The organism is Bifidobacterium pseudocatenulatum DSM 20438 = JCM 1200 = LMG 10505 (assembly GCF_001025215.1).
Lineage (GTDB): Bacteria > Actinomycetota > Actinomycetes > Actinomycetales > Bifidobacteriaceae > Bifidobacterium > Bifidobacterium pseudocatenulatum.
Genome location: NZ_AP012330.1, coordinates 1393847 through 1408845, shown reverse-complemented (window position 1 = coordinate 1408845; position 14999 = coordinate 1393847). Strand labels below are relative to the sequence as shown.

Here is a 14999-nt window from a genome sequence, read left to right as displayed (position 1 = left end):
TCACATTGCAATGGGTCAGCCGACGATGGCGATTGGCGCGGAAAGTTCCGTACCAGAACCGTCACGACGCATATCCGGCTTCGGCAATTCCACGCCGGCACCGCCCTCCGTGGAAGCATGTACCGGATATGTGCCCACGAAGGCGAGGATCAACGTATCCTGCCCCTTAAGGAAACGCTGCGAACGCACGCCACCGGTACCGCGACCCTTTGTCGGGTACATCTCCAACGGGGTTACCTTCGCTGAACCATTCTCCGTGCCCGGCAGTGCTTCGGAATCGCCGGCAACCGTCAACACCACGGCTCCAGACGCGGAGAACAGGCCATTGTCTCCCTCCTCGTAATTCCAAGCCACCTTGTTGGCGGGAATCACCGCAAACGCGGCAACCGAGCAGCCTTCAGCCAAGCGGATACCTGCCATGCCGCCCGCGGTACGGCCCTGAGGGCGTACGTTCTTCGCATCAAACGTCAGCAAAGACGAGTCGGTAGAAACAAACACCAGTCGATCCTCATCGCGCGCTTCAGCGGCAGCCAGCACTTCATCGTCATCCTTCAAATCGATGATGCTCCATGAATCCATCGTGGTGGGCGACTCACGATTCCAACGCTTGATCACGCCATTACGCGTGCCCAATGCAAGAGGAGCAGGTTCTGCGGCATGATCACCGGAATCATCGGCAGTTGGCATGGCAATCGCAGCAATCACGCGTTCGCCGCGAATCGGATCGGTATTTTCCGTCATACCGATCAACTCTTCGGCATGGACGCCGCCAGTCACATGGAGCGGACCATCCGCAGACACAACCGGCAACTCCACGACATGCGCCACAATCAGACGGCCGGCAGATGTGATCAAACCATATGAGGAACGTGTGGTGGTAGGGAAAATCGAAATAATCTGATCGTCCCTCACACGTTTGTCGGCAGAAGAACGATTCTCCCAACGTTCCAACGCATCTTCGGAGGTTCGCGCGATCAAACCCGTGGCCGACAGCATCACCGCACATGGTTCGTCGTCAATCTGCAATGCCACAGCGGCCGCATTGTCTTCACCGGCCTTCGTCGCTGCCTTAGCGGCTGCGGCAACATCAGCTGCTGCGGAAGAGACCGTTGCGGCGGCACGGGCTGCGGCCATAGCCGAAGCGGACACGCCATCATCACCATGCGCCACAACAGGCACAAGCTTACCATCGGCATCCTCATCCAGCAATACGGTTCGACGAGGCGTGCCATACGTGGCGACGGCCTCATCCATTTCGGAGATCACCACATTGTCGAGCGCTTCGGCGGAAGCGAGAATACGATCCAACTCTTCGATACGTTGCTTCAAATCGTCACGTTCCGACTCAAGCTCGATGCGGCTCATTTTCGTCAGACGACGCAGACGCAAGTCAAGAATGTACTGTGCCTGAATCTCATCCAAATCGAATACGGCAATCAGCTTCGTCTTCGCGGCATCAGCATCGTCAGACGAACGAATCACCTGAATCACTTCGTCAATGTCGACCATCGCAAGCAGAAGGCCTTCGACCAAATGCAGACGCTCCAACGCCTTCTTCTTACGGAATTCGCTACGACGGCGAATCACCACACGACGATGGTCCACCCACACCTGAAGCATTTCCTTCAAACCCATGGTGTGCGGGCGGCCGTTGACCAACGCCACATTGTTGATAGTGAAATTGTCTTGCAACGGCGTGTGCTTGAGCAGTTGCGCAAGCACGGCGTTCGGATCGAAACCGGTTTTGATTTCAATGACAAGACGAGTGCCGTTATGACGATCCGTCAAGTCGATCACCCCGGAAATACCTTCCAGCTTGCGATTCTTCACACCCTCGGAAATACGTTCCAGCACTCGTTCGGGCCCCACCATGAACGGCAGTTCCGTCACGACGATGGCTTTCTTACGGGCCGTCACATTTTCGATATGCGTCACTGAACGCGTGGTCAACGCGCCACGTCCGGTCTCATACGCCTCACGAATGCCGTTACGCCCAACGATCACGCCGCCACTTGGCCAGTCCGGACCTGGAACATAGCGCATAAGCTCTTCCAACGTGGCATCAGGATGATGCATCAGATGCTTGGCCGCGGCAACCACCTCGCCCAGATTATGCGTCGCCATATTCGTGGCCATGCCGACGGCAATACCGGAACCGCCATTGACCAGCAGATTCGGAATCGCAGCGGGCAAAACAGTCGGCTCCTGCAGCTTGTTATCGTAATTCGGCGTGAAATCAACGGTATTCTCACCGATATTGGCATTCATACCAAGCGCTGCCTGGGCCATACGCGCCTCAGTGTAACGGGAGGCCGCAGGACCGTCGTCAAGGGAACCGAAGTTACCATGGCCATCCACCAACGGCAATCGCATCGCAAACGGCTGCGCAAGACGAACCATCGCCTCATAGATGGCGGAGTCGCCATGCGGGTGCAACTTGCCCATAACCTCGCCGACCACACGGGCCGATTTCATATACGGACGATCAGGATTGAGATTCATCTGGCCCATCTGATAGATGATGCGGCGTTGCACCGGCTTCAGACCATCTCTGGCATCGGGCAACGCGCGGGCATAGATCACCGAATACGCGTATTCGAGGAACGACTTGCTCATCTCCTCATTCAACGGTGTTTCGACGATGTTCTCTTTGACCGTACGCGGGTCAAAGGCTGGTTTTGCCGGTTTGCGGTGCGACACCATGCGGTGAATCTCCTCACGGAAAAGTAATGGTAATCAACCTAGCAATGCTACCAGCCGGTACCGCCGCGGTGCTTGAATGGGAATTATGAGTGTTGAAGTGCCAAGCGTCGAAGAGCTGCTCACCATGACCGAACCGGCATGCTACGGCGATGACGTGTCATCTGAAGGAACCCGTGGGGGAGCGTTGCACCTGTCATCGGTACTTCCTGCTGTTTCCAACGCCATCGGATACCCCATGCCAACGGCAGTCCATCCTGATCCGAAGCGTTTGCAGGGAGCGCTCGGCATTCCCGATGCGACTTCCGTGGTTGTGGCGCTCGTGGACGGTCTCGGCTACTGGAATCTCAACATGAGGCTGGGACATGCCCCCTACTTGCGTGCGCTGATGAACGACACCGCCAATCAACGTCCCATCGCAACATGCATGCCAAGCACCACCGTCGCAGCCATGTCTACCTTCGGTACGGGAACATGCCCCGGTATGACCGGTATGACCGGTTACACGCAGCTCAATCCGAAAACCGATGAAATATGCCAGCTGATTTCCTTCAAAAACGCAATTCCTCCGCTTGAATTGCAGCAACAACCGACCATTTTCGAACGGCTGAGCGCGCAGGATGTTCGAGTGACCAGTTCTGGACTGCCGAAATTCGCCTTTTCCGCGTTGACGCAGGCGGCGTTACGGGGCAGCGACTACATTTCCAACGATGATCCGCGAAAACGGATTGCAGCCGCGGCGCAAGCGGCAAAAACGCCCGGACTGACGTACCTGTATCTGCGTGATACCGATAAGGTCGGGCACAATTACGGTTGGGATTCCGACAAATGGATTGGCACGTACGAGCGTGTTGACGCTCAGCTCGGCCTTCTCCGCCGCAGCGTGCCCAAAGGCACATTGATTGTGATTGTGGCGGACCACGGTATGATCACCACTGATCCCGAATCTGTGATTGACATTGCACAGGATCAGCGGCTCATGCAGGGCGTCGCCCATGTCGGCGGTGAGCCGCGTTGCGTCATGCTCTACGCGGAACAAGGCGAGAATCCAGAAGACATCGCCACACGATGGCGCAGCGTGCTGGAGGACCGTGCGCAGGTGCGCACGCGCTCGCAGGCAATGGATGAAGGCGTGTATGGGCCGGTGGAAGCTCGCGTCGAACCGATGATCGGCGATGTGATCGTATCGGCCGCCAAAGTCGTCACTATTGTGGACTCACGTACGCAAGCAGAAAAGGCGATGCACCTGCCAAGCGTGCACGGGTCGCTCACCATGCTCGAATCCGACATTCCCTGCTTGATCGACGTGGCCTAACTTCAGTCGCCAAACAGGATTTCGTCCCAGCTTGGCACGGCGGAACGTCCGGCACGCCGCTTCGATTTGGTGGTGTTCTGGCTATGCGGGTCAAGTGTCTGGTTCTCGTTCGCCATGTTCGAAGCAGGCTCCGGCGTGGATGGAACGGTATTGCGTGTGTCGGTGTTTGTTGCGCTGGCTGTATTGGCTCCTGCAGCAGGGTTCTCCGGTCGGCTCGGCAGAGGCAAGTCGGATGCGATGGCTGGCGCGTTCGGCGTGTCAGGCGTGTCGGATTCATTAGACACGCCGCCGATTGGCGCGATCGGAACGGAAGGCGCTGCCGCGGGACGGGCCGCAGGCATGGACGGCTCGGGCGTGTTCCATGCGGACACCGTTTGCTCGATACGCGCCGACCGTGCGGAATTTCCGGGAAGATTCAGTGACACGAGAAAATTTTCATCGGCGTGTTTCTCGGCGTGTCCTTCTTTCGACGTGTCCTGTTCTCCAATGAGTTTTCGTGCTGCGGAATTCAGGCAGCTTACGGCATTGTCGTGCATGTTCCACGACCATTCCGCGCAGACATTGTGACCGGAGGAGACGAACTGAGCGCTGATTTTCCAAGGCTCCAAGCCAAGTCTGGTGGCCTTCCAAGTCACATCTTCCAAGCGCACCCGCGCTGCCGCAAAAGTGCGTTCGATCAGTTCGGAAAGCGTGCGTACGCGGCTTTCCTTCGGCGCTGGAACGGCGAGAAACTGCTCGATCGCATATTGCTTTTCCGTTTCGACCGAAGCCGAGAAACGCCGAACAAGCGCTTCGCTTAACGAATATCTTTCCGCGACACGCGCGGGATCGGCGCCAGCGCGAATCAACGATTGAATTTGCGAAATCGGCAGGGTGGGTGGGATGCGTGTCTTCTGTTCCTCCTGTACTTCGGAACGAATCTGCTTGGCCTCCAAAATGGCTCTTTCAAGCGCTTCGTCGATCTTTACAGCGAACTTTCCGGCACCTGAAACAAAGACGAGTTCACCGGTGTCGCTGACATGATCGAACCGCGCTTCCTCGAGTGAATTCCCAGGCACAACACACCACTTTCCTTCAAGAATTTCTGTTTATTCCATTGTGCCCCACGTGTCGGATTTTACGAGTATTTCGATTCGTGTATCCTATGCGGGGTAAAAGTCATGTATCCTATGGCGCATAAGCACCATAGATGACGAAAGGAATCTCGATGGCACAGGATTATGATTCCCCGCGCAACAAAGACGAGGACGAGGAGTCGCTCCAGGCTTTGGGCAAGAGCTCCCAGAACACTTCCAACGATATGGACGATGACGAGAACGCCATCGCCGAAGATTACGAGCTGCCCGGTGCGGACCTCAGCAATGAGGACGCCTCGGTGACCGTCATTCCTATGCAGGGTGACGAGTTCATCTGCTCCGAATGCTTCCTGGTGAAGCACCGTAGCCAGCTTGCCTACACCACTGACGACGGTCAGCCGGTGTGTCAGGAGTGCGCTGCCTGATGGCGTTCGACGAAGCATATAACGAACCGGAAAACGTCGAGGTTCTGGTAAAGTCGCTGGATCCTGACCATCCGGCGGAATTGTATTATGCCCATGCCGGTGACGCTGGCGCTGATCTGCGCACTACGGAGGAAGTCACGCTGAAGCCGTTCCAGCGGGCACTGGTGCCTACAGGAGTGGCGATCGCCCTTCCAGCGGGTTACGTGGCTCTGGTGCATCCACGGTCCGGTCTTGCCGTCAAGCAGGGTGTGACTGTGCTCAATGCGCCGGGAACCATCGACGCGGGGTACCGTGGTGAGATCAAGGTGCCGCTGATCAATCTTGATCCGGAACACACCGTGACGTTCCATCCGGGAGACCGTATCGCGCAGCTGGTTATTCAGCGTTACGTCGAAGCGAAGTTCATCGAGGCGGAAACGCTGCCTGGGTCGGATCGCGCTGAGCGTGGGTTTGGTTCCACAGGCGTGGCTTCCTGAGCTGAACGCACTGGCTTAGTCGCAGAGGAATCGGCAAACGCTGACGTCTCAATGGTTTCGGGGGTATTTGGCCGTGCAACACGCGGTCGGATGCCTCGGATGCACGGTGAGGCGCGGGTAGTATAGGGAGCATTGCGAGCGAGGAGGTGGACGATGGGTGACGTTGAGCGTGAGGTTCATTCTGCCCGAATGTTGGGCTGCGAGATCAGCACGAATCCGCTTGATCCGCTTGAGCCGATCCTGAAGATGTGCGAATACCATCATCCCGATGAGGACATAAGCATTCTTGAGCGCGCTTATGAGCGTGCGGTCAAGCAGCATTCTTCGCAACGGCGCAAATCGGGCGAGCCGTACATCATCCACCCGTTGGCCGTGGCGCAGATTCTTGCCGATCTCGGCATGGGACCGTTGGTTGTGGCCGCCGGCCTGTTGCACGACACGGTTGAGGACACCGACTATACGCTCGATGAGTGCCGCGCCGAGTTCGGCGATACCGTGACCGGTTTGGTCGATGGCGTCACCAAGCTTTCCAAGATGGAATACGGCGATTCCGCGCAAGCCGAAACCATTCGCAAGATGGTGGTCGCGATGAGCCGCGACGTGCGTGTGCTGGTCGTCAAACTCGCCGACCGTGTGCACAACGCGCGTACCTGGCGTTACGTCAAAACTCCGAGCGCGCAGAAGAAAGCGCATGAAACGCTTGACGTGTACGCGCCACTTGCCAATCGTCTCGGCATGAACGCGATCAAAACCGAATTGGAAGAGCTCAGCTTCAAAGTGCTCTATCCGAAGATCTACAACGAGATCGTGGTGCTGGTGGCCCGTCGCGCAGGCCAGCGAGACGTGTATTTGAAGCAGATTCTCGCGGAGATCAACGAAGATCTTGACGAACAGAACATTACGGCGTACGTAACGGGACGTCCGAAGGACTATTTCTCGATTTATCAGAAGATGATCGTACGTGGTCATGATTTTGCGAATATCTACGATTTGGTGGGTGTGCGCATCATCGTCGACACGATTCAGGATTGCTATGCCGCGTTGGGTGCGGTGCATGCGCGTTGGAACCCCGTTCCGGGCCGTTTCAAGGATTACATCGCCATGCCAAAGCTCAACATGTACCAGAGCCTGCATACCACGGTGGTGGGCCCTGGCGGCAAGCCTGTCGAGATTCAAATTCGTACGTGGGACATGCATCGCCGTGCGGAATTCGGTATCGCCGCGCATTGGAAGTACAAGGAGAACGGTCAAGCTGGCCGTGCGCTGAGCTCGCCCGATAAGTCCGATCGTAAACGTGGCGAGAACCAGGAGCTGAGCGAGGCTGACAATTTCAAGTGGATTCAGCAGCTCGCCGACTGGACGAGTGAGACCCCGGATTCCAATGAATTCCTTGGCTCCCTGAAGGAAGATCTGGGTGCTGCCGAAGTCTACGTGTTCACTCCAAAAGGTAAGATCGTATCGTTGCCTGCCGAGGCGACACCGATCGATTTCGCTTACGCGGTGCATACCGAAGTCGGCCACCGTACCATGGGCGCCCGCGTGAACGGACGTCTGGTACCGCTCGACACCAAGCTTGAAAACGGCGACACCGTCGAGGTGCTTACGTCGAAGTCCGAATCGGCTGGTCCGTCTCGTGACTGGTTGAGCTTTACCAAGAGCCCGAAGGCACGCAACAAAATTCGCCAATGGTTCAGCAAGGAGCGTCGTACCGAGGCCATCGAAGAAGGTCGTGACGAGCTGACACGAGCCATGCGCAAGCGCAATCTTCCGATTGCGACTCTGCTGACTCCCGAGGCGTTGGTCGGTGTTGCTGATGAGCTGAATCTTGCCAATGCCGAAGCCGTGTTCGTGGCGATTGGCGAAGGGCAGATTTCCACGCAGAATGTCATCTCGCATCTGGTCCGTGATGCGGGCAGCGACGAGGTGAATGAGGAGGTGGAGCAGGAGGCTCTGCCGCTCAAGCAGGTGGAACGCACCAAGAAGACCACCAGCTCGCTGGGCATTTCCGTCAAGGGCGTGGGAGACATTTGGGTCAAGCTCGCCCGATGTTGCATGCCGGTGCCGGGAGACAACATCATCGGCTTCATCACCCGCAATCAGGGCGTGTCCGTGCATCGTGTGGATTGCCAGAACATGCTGGACTTGCAGAAGCGTCAGCCGGAACGTGTGGTTGACGTGCAGTGGACGAGTACCAAGGGCGTGTTCATGGTCAAGATTCAGGTGGAGGCGCTCGATCGCCCGCATCTGCTGAGCGACGTGACGCGCGTGCTTTCCGACCATGGAGTGAACATTATTTCCGGCTCCATTTCCACGGGAACCGATCGTGTGGCCACTAGCCAATTCAGCTTCGAAATGGCCGACCCCCAGCATTTGAATACTTTGCTTGCCGCAGTGCGCAAGATTGAAGGCGTGTTCGATGTGTATCGTATCACCGGTGCCAAGGACTCCGCCGAACCTCGTTTACGCAAAATATGACACGATCAGTGCGGTCGTGAGACTCATCTGAACTGCTGTAGATTCTCTCGGAGATAATGAAAAGCCCCTCACGCGAGGGGCTTTTCATTGTTTTGCCGTAAGTCTTGTTGATGCGAAACTTACTTCAGCACTTCGATGGAAGTGATGCCGACCGGCTCGAGCGGAGCATCGGAACGGTCAGTTGCCACGGAGTCGAGCTTGTCGACGACGGCCTTGGACTCGTCATCCGCGACTTCGCCGAAAATGGTGTGATGGCCGTTGAGCCATTCGGTTGGCACGGTGGTGATGAAGAACTGGGAGCCGTTGGTGCCGTGGATCTTGCCGTCCATGCCGCGGCGCAGGCCGGCGTTTGCCATGGCCAGCAGGTATGGGCGATCGAAGGTCAGTCCTGGAACGATTTCATCATCGAAGTTGTAGCCCGGGCCGCCAGTGCCGGTGCCCAGCGGGCAGCCGCCCTGGATCATGAAATCCTTGATGATGCGGTGGAAGGTCAGACCATCGTAGAACGGCTTGTGGCTCGGCTGGCCGGTGAATGGGTCGGCCCATTCCTTCTCGCCAGTGGCGAGGCCGAGGAAGTTGGCCACGGTTTCCGGGGTCTTGTCGTCGAACAGGTTGATCTTGATGTCGCCTTCAGTGGTGCGCATGATAACTGTAGTCATGGTTCCTAGTGTCTCATGGGCTTGAGACCGGCCGGGAACCCCAATCCCGTCATGCTTTGAGGGCATGGACGGGGATCCCGAACCGGACAGGACTCCGGATGGCACGAAACCAGCCAAGGCACCTTTAGCCGCACCCGAGATTCCGCCCTCGGCCGGAGCGTCGGGGTTGAAGGGACTGACAAGGAACCTGGGCGCACCGGCACCTACCAAAGCACCTGGCTTCTCGGCATCAGTCGTCGGTTTCAGCTTTTTCATAAACTCTTCATCTTGGCAATAATAAGTATCATCGATGAGATCTTCGACTGTCACGCCAAGAGCTTTGGCAATAAGGAACACTTGCCGCAAATTAAGTTTTGTTTCTCCTTTAAGCATCAGGGTGATAGTGGGCCTCGAAACTCCTAAGGCGTGGGCTAAGTCTTTCTGAATCTTGCCGGTCAATCGCATATAGCGGCGAATGTTGTAACGCGCTACGTCTTCAAAACGTTGCGCTTCTATCTTCACCTGTTCTGAAGTTTCCGTGACTTCCATCGGTTAATCCTTTCCAAATAAAGATAACTATATCAAACAATGTTTAATATTGCTAACCTATTGGGCATGTTTGCATTTACGGGGCGAAAAAATGTCTGCATGGGCGAACTCATGTTGTCGAATGTTTTTCTTCCTGCTGCTCAAAAAACGTTGCATCGCTTGGGGGAGGTCGTAGATATAGGGATATATGGCATTGATCGATCCTGTTGGAGATGTGGACGGACCTCTGTGGCAATTACTAATCTTTGTCCCCTTGACTGCGAAAGTGGTATTTCCTTGGTGGAAGCTTGGGAAAGCATAGATATGTGTTATGCTAAGGAGCTTTTGGAAATTGCTGGGCATCCCGCCGCGAAGCAAATTAAATATCGATCTTCGCGTAGGGCGGGGCGTTATATGTCAAATGGTTGCGCATATTGTGATGCGTTATTCGGAAACTTTTGTATAGATGAGGATATTCTGGATGGACAAAAGCCTCGTCTGATTGCTTCTGTGAAAAGACCTTTGCAGGAATGGGCCGTCATGGTGGCTCAATTTTATCTTTGATTTAAAAGTTTCCTTTCTCTAGTGCTGAAACCGCATTGTGGAGATGCGGTTTTTAAATTTCGACACGCTGTAAATTAACCTAACTTGAGGTTAAAAAAACCAACCCATATACTGAGGTTAGAAATTTTAACTTAGCTGAAATGGGGTTAACGATGTCGAATATGAAGAGGTGGATGGCGGAGGTGGGATTAACTCATCGCCAGCTTGCTGTTCAGCTCCATCAGTCGCCGGCCAGCGTGACTCAGAAAGTCAATCTGCATACACATTGGCAGCGCAGAGACTGTGCCGTTCTCCGCGAACAGTATGGTCTCTCAGCCGATTTCGTTCAGGATCTCATTCCATATGAGACAGCTTTCCCCAATGGTGTACAGGAGGTTATGTGATGGCTGGTGGAATTTTCGAGCAGTATAACTGGCCGGAGGGCCGGAGCGATTATGTGGAGGTGTGCGACGGATGCCACACAGCAATCTGGTCGACCCGCTGGAACGAGGAGACGTCTGACGGCTTCGACGCGTTTCTCGCCGAAAACGGCTGGCGCGACTACATCGACCAGCTCGATTCCCGGATTCTGAACCTCTGCCCGGCCTGCGCCTTGCTCGCGCTGCGCCTTGGCGAGACCTGCGGGCTGGCCGACACCTGGCTCCGCCCCACGCATGCCTACACGCATGCCTTCCGGGAGGTCGATGCACAGCTCTCCACCCGCGAACGGGTGGTGGCGAACCTGCTGTTGACCGAGGGGAGGGCGGCATGAAGTTATTCAATGGCTATGTACTCGGCACGTCCGGCGGTGGCAAGTCCTTCGATGTGAAGGTGAGGAAGGCGGACGACTTCGCCTTTGACGAGCCGATTGTCATCGACCCGGAGAAGCTAGGCGTTGATGTCGCTGCCAAATGCATCAACGGCAAGGATCCATTGCACGCCGTTGTCTTGGGAGGTGTTTTTACTCCGTATGGCCCGTTGCTCACCGACGACTATGGTCGGTCCATACGTTTTGCCGAGTACGGAGACGGACCATGCCGCTTCGGGGATCGTCCCATCCAGGTCATGAAGCCATATGAGTGGCTTGCCGACCGTGTCTACGTATTTGATGACGAGGCCGTCGCATCGTCTAAACACGATGTGTTTCGTTTTGTTGTTGAGGCCTGCCGCTGCTTCGTTGGTGGTGACGGAGACCATGATCGCAGCGTGGTGCTGTGCCGCGAAGGAGTCGCAGAACAGCTTGATCTTTCGTCCGATGCCTTCGCGCCGATGGTCGGGGCTGACGGCAATGCCGTCCGTTTCAGCTACCAGCCGTGTGACCGCCTGCGCTGCGTCTGCTCGACCAATCCCCAAAAAGGCCTTGGTGTGTTCCATGTATGGACTGAGCGAGGCACCACCTACCAAGCGGTTCTGGGACCATGCGCCTATGAGTGTCGGCCTGAGAAAGCCTTGACCCTGCCAGACGAACTCTGGTCCAGGAATGAATCCTGGATGCGCGATTTCTTCGAGCAGGAGACTTCCGATTTCCTCTGCCTCGGCGTGGTTTCTCGCCGGACGAATATCAGGTTCGTTGAGGGAGGTGGTGCGATGGTCTGATCTCATTTGGAATTCTCTCTTTCTCTGCAATCGATAAAAGAAAAATGCCCGTTCCCGATGTTGGAGCGTCGGGGACGGGCGGTGCAACCAATATTCCGAGCGGCCGCGGATCCCGTATCTTGCCGGATCCCGGTCCGTGGCCGCTCAATGCATTGTCTTGGAGTAGTGATCACACGTGAACGACTTTACTAAAGCATTCCGCATGTCTTGCTCTGTGTTTCCCGAGTGTAACCGGGATTTTCAGGCGCCGGTCTGGACTTTCCCGGTTGTGGCGGCATTCGCCCGCCATAATGGTCCGGTTTCCACCGATTCCCGTCGTCTGGCGTCGATGATGGCGCACCCGTCCATGGAAGGGAGACTCGCGTGAACTGGCTTGCAATCGTATTGATCGTGTTCGTCGCGTTCTCATGGCTGATGACGCTGTCCCTGTGCCGGGCGGCACGTCTCGGCGACGAGCAGGCCGCCAGACTGGACACCGAACGCCGTGCCGCCCAGCAGCGTGAGGAGGAGCGGCCGTGAGCAACATCGCACTGTCATGGGCCTTCAGATGCCATGTGGGCAATGCCAGCGCGAAGGCCGTGCTCGTCTACTTGGCGGACCGCGCGGACGACGACGGCACCGCAGCCTATCCGAAGATCGCGACCATCGTCAACGTCACCGAACTGAGCGAACGCACCGTGCGCGCCGCGTTGAAGACTCTCCAGGAGCGGGGGTTCATCCGCCGCGGCGACCAACGTTATGCGCGCCTCGGCAAGGGCGGCAGGAACCGTCTGCCACAGTACTGCCAGGTCGTGTGGGACCTCGCGGTCGAATCCGACCCGTCGACCCTCACGTGGATCAGGGAGACGCACACGGCGGAACAGGATCCCGCGACCATGGGCGGGACCGTGGACCCCATGGCGTCGACCATAGTGGAAAACGGCGAATCCAAGGACGTGCTGCCGGAAAACGTTGGAACGAAGCCGATTTCCAGCACTGCAAATCTCGCAGGGCTGGAAAACGATTCGGAAACGGCACTGCAAATCCCGCAGGGCCAGCACTGCGAGAGCTGCACCCCCAGCACTGCAAATGCCGCACCTCCAGCACTGCAAATCTCGCAGGGCTGTATATATAAGGATAAAACCCTCCAGGTAAACCCTCCGAGTAAACCCTCCTTCCCCTCTGCCCCTACGGGGCATCTCCCCGCAAGCGGGGCGACCGCCGCCGAAAAAAATAGAACCGAACAATCCGACGAGGACGACACCGAGATCGCCGAAGCGGCCGGACGGGTCCTCGCCTCGCTCGGCGAGCAGCGCTCGATGCTCGGCCTGGCCACGCCCTCACCGACCAAAGCCGACCGCAAGGCCATCATCGGCCTGTACCGCAGGCTCGTCGACCAGGGAGCGCAATGGCCCACCCTCGTGATGGTCGACGCGATCGGCTTCGCCATGAACGGCGATTGGTGGCCCAAACGCATCCGCACCGGCCGGGCCCTCGCCAGACACTGGGACGAACTCAACGACGACATGATCCTCGCAGCCGGCCGCACAGACGGCGACGCACACGCACAGACGGTTCCGGCGGCCGTGCCGGAACCGGAGGCTGCGCCATGGCTGCCCGACTGGGCCGTGGAGACGCTGGCCGAATTGGACGGCCAGGACGCGACGGCCGGAGGGGAGGCGACGGCATGACCACGCGCATCGACTGTTCCGAGGCGGGCTTCGGCGAATTCCTCCTCGCCAACCCGCAGCTCGACGGGCACGCGGACCTGATCTGGCAGCTGCACGCCGTCTACTGGCGCAACAAGCGCCTCGGCCATCCCAAGGCCGTCGGCCTGCTGATCCAATACGCCCGGGCATGGGCCGCCCGCAATCCCGGCGAAACCGCCATAGGACGCCTCCAGGCCCGCAAGACGCCGATGACGCAAGGACGGCGGCCATGAACGGGCGGGACATGATGCCGGCCTGCGCGAGAATCGCCGCGGTCGACCCGGCCATGGCGGATCGCATGTGGAACACGACGACCGACGACGATGGCCGGGACCTGGTCGACGAACGGATGCGCGGCAAGGGCCGCATGCTGTGTGCCGCGTGCCCCATGCGCCTCGACTGCATCAGCCGCGCTCTCGTCAACGGCTGGAAGGACAAGGCCGTGTACGGCGGGCTCGACTATGCGAGCCGCTGGATCCTCGCCCGACTGATCGCCCGCGACCTCCACATCGCCGACGGCGGCCTGCACCGGATCCCACAGAGTCGGGTCCGTGACTGGCTGGCCGACCACCCGGACTGGGCCGCACGCATGCGCCGTGATGGCCGCGACTACTGGCGACGGACCAAACGCCGCCAACGCTCGCGCCGCGAATGCACGCACGACGATCCGCTGTTCCTCCCGACCGAGCCCGTGCCGAAGGGCCTGGTCCAGGGCAGCCTCTTCTGACCGCTTCCCGTCGCGATCCGCGTGGGACGCGGCATAAACCGCAATGCCGAAAAACCAACTAACCGGAATGCCGAAAAACCAACTAACCGGAATGCCGAAAAACCGGATACCGACATACTGAAATAAGGAGAAACCGATGAACGACAAGAAGACCCGCGAGCCGATGGTGATCGCATTGGCGACCGGCAAGGGCGGCAGCATGAAGACCACGAGCGCCGTGTTTCTGGCCTGCGCCCTCGTGGACCAGTCCCGGGGCGAGCAGCGTGTGCTCGTCGCCGACGCGGACGTGCAGGGCGACGCGAAGGACTGGTGGTACCTGGCCGCCGAGATCGGAGACCCGCTGCCGTTCGACGTGATGTCCGCCGCGCCGGCCGACATCAAGCACCTGCACGGGATCAACGACCGGCTCGACGACCCCGTCGACTGGGTGCTGATCGATTCCGCCCCGTACGGGCGCGCGTTGGACGAATCGGTGAACAACGCGGACCTCGTGGTCATTCCCTCGAGCCCCAGCCGCATCGACCTCGACCAGGCCGCCGGCGTGAAGAGCCTGTGCGAGAATCGTGGCATCCCCGCCGCGATCCTCCTGTGCCGCACCGAGGCCAACACGACCGCTCTGCGTGATGCGCTGGCGTGGATCGACGACTCGGACATCGCGTGCTTCGAGACGCTGATCCCGAAGCGCCAGGACATCCTCAACGCGAAATCCACCCGCCCCCGCGGGTCCCGCCTGCACGAGTACCGCGACCTGGCCGCCGAACTCAAGCAGACCATGCGACAGCTCAAGGACAAGGAGGAGGACCTGTGAGGAA

Annotated in this window: 15 protein-coding genes and 1 pseudogene; 11 read left to right on the top strand and 5 right to left on the bottom strand. The window is 58.1% G+C overall.

The annotated features are described in order from the left end of the window. Nucleotides 1–15: 15 nt before the first annotated feature. Nucleotides 16–2703: a DNA gyrase/topoisomerase IV subunit A gene (locus BBPC_RS05945; protein ID WP_004220388.1), complete on the bottom strand. Its 2688-nt coding sequence runs from the start codon at nucleotides 2701–2703 to the stop codon at nucleotides 16–18. A gap of 85 nt (nucleotides 2704–2788) precedes the next feature. On the opposite strand from BBPC_RS05945, the gene BBPC_RS05940 reads away from it, so the two are divergent. Then, nucleotides 2789–4015, top strand: a complete 1227-nt coding sequence (locus BBPC_RS05940; RefSeq protein WP_171025364.1) for an alkaline phosphatase family protein — start codon at nucleotides 2789–2791, stop codon at nucleotides 4013–4015. Nucleotides 4016–4017: 2 nt separating this feature from the next. Here BBPC_RS05940 and sepH read toward each other — a convergent pair whose 3' ends face one another. Beyond that, nucleotides 4018–5073, bottom strand: coding sequence for a septation protein SepH (gene sepH, locus BBPC_RS05935; protein WP_004220385.1), 1056 nt, complete (start codon nucleotides 5071–5073; stop codon nucleotides 4018–4020). A gap of 149 nt (nucleotides 5074–5222) precedes the next feature. On the opposite strand from sepH, the gene BBPC_RS05930 reads away from it, so the two are divergent. The 3 genes from BBPC_RS05930 (at nucleotide 5223) to BBPC_RS05920 (ending at nucleotide 8467) form a co-directional block, all read left to right on the top strand. Then, nucleotides 5223–5516: a DUF4193 domain-containing protein gene (locus tag BBPC_RS05930; RefSeq protein WP_022245122.1), complete on the top strand. Its 294-nt coding sequence runs from the start codon at nucleotides 5223–5225 to the stop codon at nucleotides 5514–5516. Continuing rightward, nucleotides 5516–5992, top strand: a complete 477-nt coding sequence (gene dut, locus BBPC_RS05925; protein WP_004220381.1) for a dUTP diphosphatase — start codon at nucleotides 5516–5518, stop codon at nucleotides 5990–5992. The genes BBPC_RS05930 and dut overlap by 1 nt, the downstream gene beginning before the upstream one ends. 153 nt (nucleotides 5993–6145) lie before the next feature. Continuing rightward, a complete protein-coding gene (locus BBPC_RS05920; RefSeq protein WP_004220379.1) occupies nucleotides 6146–8467 on the top strand; it encodes a RelA/SpoT family protein in 2322 nt (773 codons plus the stop codon). Between the two features lie 119 nt (nucleotides 8468–8586). Here BBPC_RS05920 and BBPC_RS10080 read toward each other — a convergent pair whose 3' ends face one another. Beyond that, nucleotides 8587–9126: a peptidylprolyl isomerase gene (locus tag BBPC_RS10080; RefSeq protein ID WP_022245121.1), complete on the bottom strand. Its 540-nt coding sequence runs from the start codon at nucleotides 9124–9126 to the stop codon at nucleotides 8587–8589. A gap of 345 nt (nucleotides 9127–9471) precedes the next feature. Further along, nucleotides 9472–9570: pseudogene (locus BBPC_RS10275) on the bottom strand (hypothetical protein); the annotation flags it as partial. 123 nt (nucleotides 9571–9693) lie between these two features. Here BBPC_RS10275 and BBPC_RS09665 point away from each other — a divergent pair. Further along, nucleotides 9694–10197, top strand: coding sequence for a hypothetical protein (locus BBPC_RS09665; RefSeq protein ID WP_004220372.1), 504 nt, complete (start codon nucleotides 9694–9696; stop codon nucleotides 10195–10197). A 382-nt stretch (nucleotides 10198–10579) separates the two neighbouring features. Then, a complete protein-coding gene (locus tag BBPC_RS05905) occupies nucleotides 10580–10948 on the top strand; it encodes a hypothetical protein (protein WP_004220369.1) in 369 nt (122 codons plus the stop codon). 116 nt (nucleotides 10949–11064) lie between these two features. Here the strand turns inward: BBPC_RS05905 and BBPC_RS09660 are convergent, their stop codons facing one another. Beyond that, nucleotides 11065–11778 (bottom strand): GNAT family N-acetyltransferase, encoded by a 714-nt coding sequence (locus BBPC_RS09660; RefSeq protein WP_080550607.1) that lies wholly within the window; start codon nucleotides 11776–11778, stop codon nucleotides 11065–11067. Nucleotides 11779–12135: 357 nt separating this feature from the next. Between BBPC_RS09660 and BBPC_RS09935 the strand changes: the two genes are divergently transcribed. From BBPC_RS09935 to BBPC_RS05875, 5 genes are all read left to right on the top strand, one after another. Further along, entirely contained in the window at nucleotides 12136–12291 is a 156-nt protein-coding gene (locus tag BBPC_RS09935) for a hypothetical protein (protein WP_004220366.1), read from the top strand. Further along, entirely contained in the window at nucleotides 12288–13442 is a 1155-nt protein-coding gene (locus tag BBPC_RS05890; RefSeq protein ID WP_004220365.1) for a helix-turn-helix domain-containing protein, read from the top strand. The genes BBPC_RS09935 and BBPC_RS05890 overlap by 4 nt, the downstream gene beginning before the upstream one ends. Continuing rightward, nucleotides 13439–13693 (top strand): hypothetical protein, encoded by a 255-nt coding sequence (locus tag BBPC_RS05885; RefSeq protein ID WP_004220364.1) that lies wholly within the window; start codon nucleotides 13439–13441, stop codon nucleotides 13691–13693. The genes BBPC_RS05890 and BBPC_RS05885 overlap by 4 nt, the downstream gene beginning before the upstream one ends. Next, entirely contained in the window at nucleotides 13690–14187 is a 498-nt protein-coding gene (locus BBPC_RS05880; RefSeq protein WP_004220363.1) for a WhiB family transcriptional regulator, read from the top strand. Before BBPC_RS05885 ends, BBPC_RS05880 begins: the two co-directional genes overlap by 4 nt. Before the next feature lie 136 nt (nucleotides 14188–14323). Continuing rightward, nucleotides 14324–14995 carry a ParA family protein gene (locus BBPC_RS05875; RefSeq protein ID WP_004220362.1) on the top strand — a complete coding sequence of 224 codons (672 nt, stop codon included), beginning with the start codon at nucleotides 14324–14326 and terminating at the stop codon, nucleotides 14993–14995. Nucleotides 14996–14999 lie beyond the last annotated feature (4 nt).

Excerpts from the sequence above, each read along its gene's own strand:
- BBPC_RS10080 (WP_022245121.1), bottom strand. The coding sequence starts at position 9,126 with ATGACTACAGTTATCATGCGCACCACTGAAGGCGACATCAAGATCAAC.
- BBPC_RS05885 (WP_004220364.1), top strand. The coding sequence starts at position 13,439 with ATGACCACGCGCATCGACTGTTCCGAGGCGGGCTTCGGCGAATTCCTC.
- BBPC_RS09665 (WP_004220372.1), top strand. The coding sequence starts at position 9,694 with ATGTTTAATATTGCTAACCTATTGGGCATGTTTGCATTTACGGGGCGA.
- BBPC_RS05880 (WP_004220363.1), top strand. The coding sequence starts at position 13,690 with ATGAACGGGCGGGACATGATGCCGGCCTGCGCGAGAATCGCCGCGGTC.
- BBPC_RS05930 (WP_022245122.1), top strand. The coding sequence starts at position 5,223 with ATGGCACAGGATTATGATTCCCCGCGCAACAAAGACGAGGACGAGGAG.
- BBPC_RS05905 (WP_004220369.1), top strand. The coding sequence starts at position 10,580 with ATGGCTGGTGGAATTTTCGAGCAGTATAACTGGCCGGAGGGCCGGAGC.
- dut (WP_004220381.1), top strand. The coding sequence starts at position 5,516 with ATGGCGTTCGACGAAGCATATAACGAACCGGAAAACGTCGAGGTTCTG.
- BBPC_RS05875 (WP_004220362.1), top strand. The coding sequence starts at position 14,324 with ATGAACGACAAGAAGACCCGCGAGCCGATGGTGATCGCATTGGCGACC.
- BBPC_RS05920 (WP_004220379.1), top strand. The coding sequence starts at position 6,146 with ATGGGTGACGTTGAGCGTGAGGTTCATTCTGCCCGAATGTTGGGCTGC.
- BBPC_RS05940 (WP_171025364.1), top strand. The coding sequence starts at position 2,789 with ATGAGTGTTGAAGTGCCAAGCGTCGAAGAGCTGCTCACCATGACCGAA.
- BBPC_RS09660 (WP_080550607.1), bottom strand. The coding sequence starts at position 11,778 with ATGAGATCAGACCATCGCACCACCTCCCTCAACGAACCTGATATTCGT.
- BBPC_RS05945 (WP_004220388.1), bottom strand. The coding sequence starts at position 2,703 with ATGGTGTCGCACCGCAAACCGGCAAAACCAGCCTTTGACCCGCGTACG.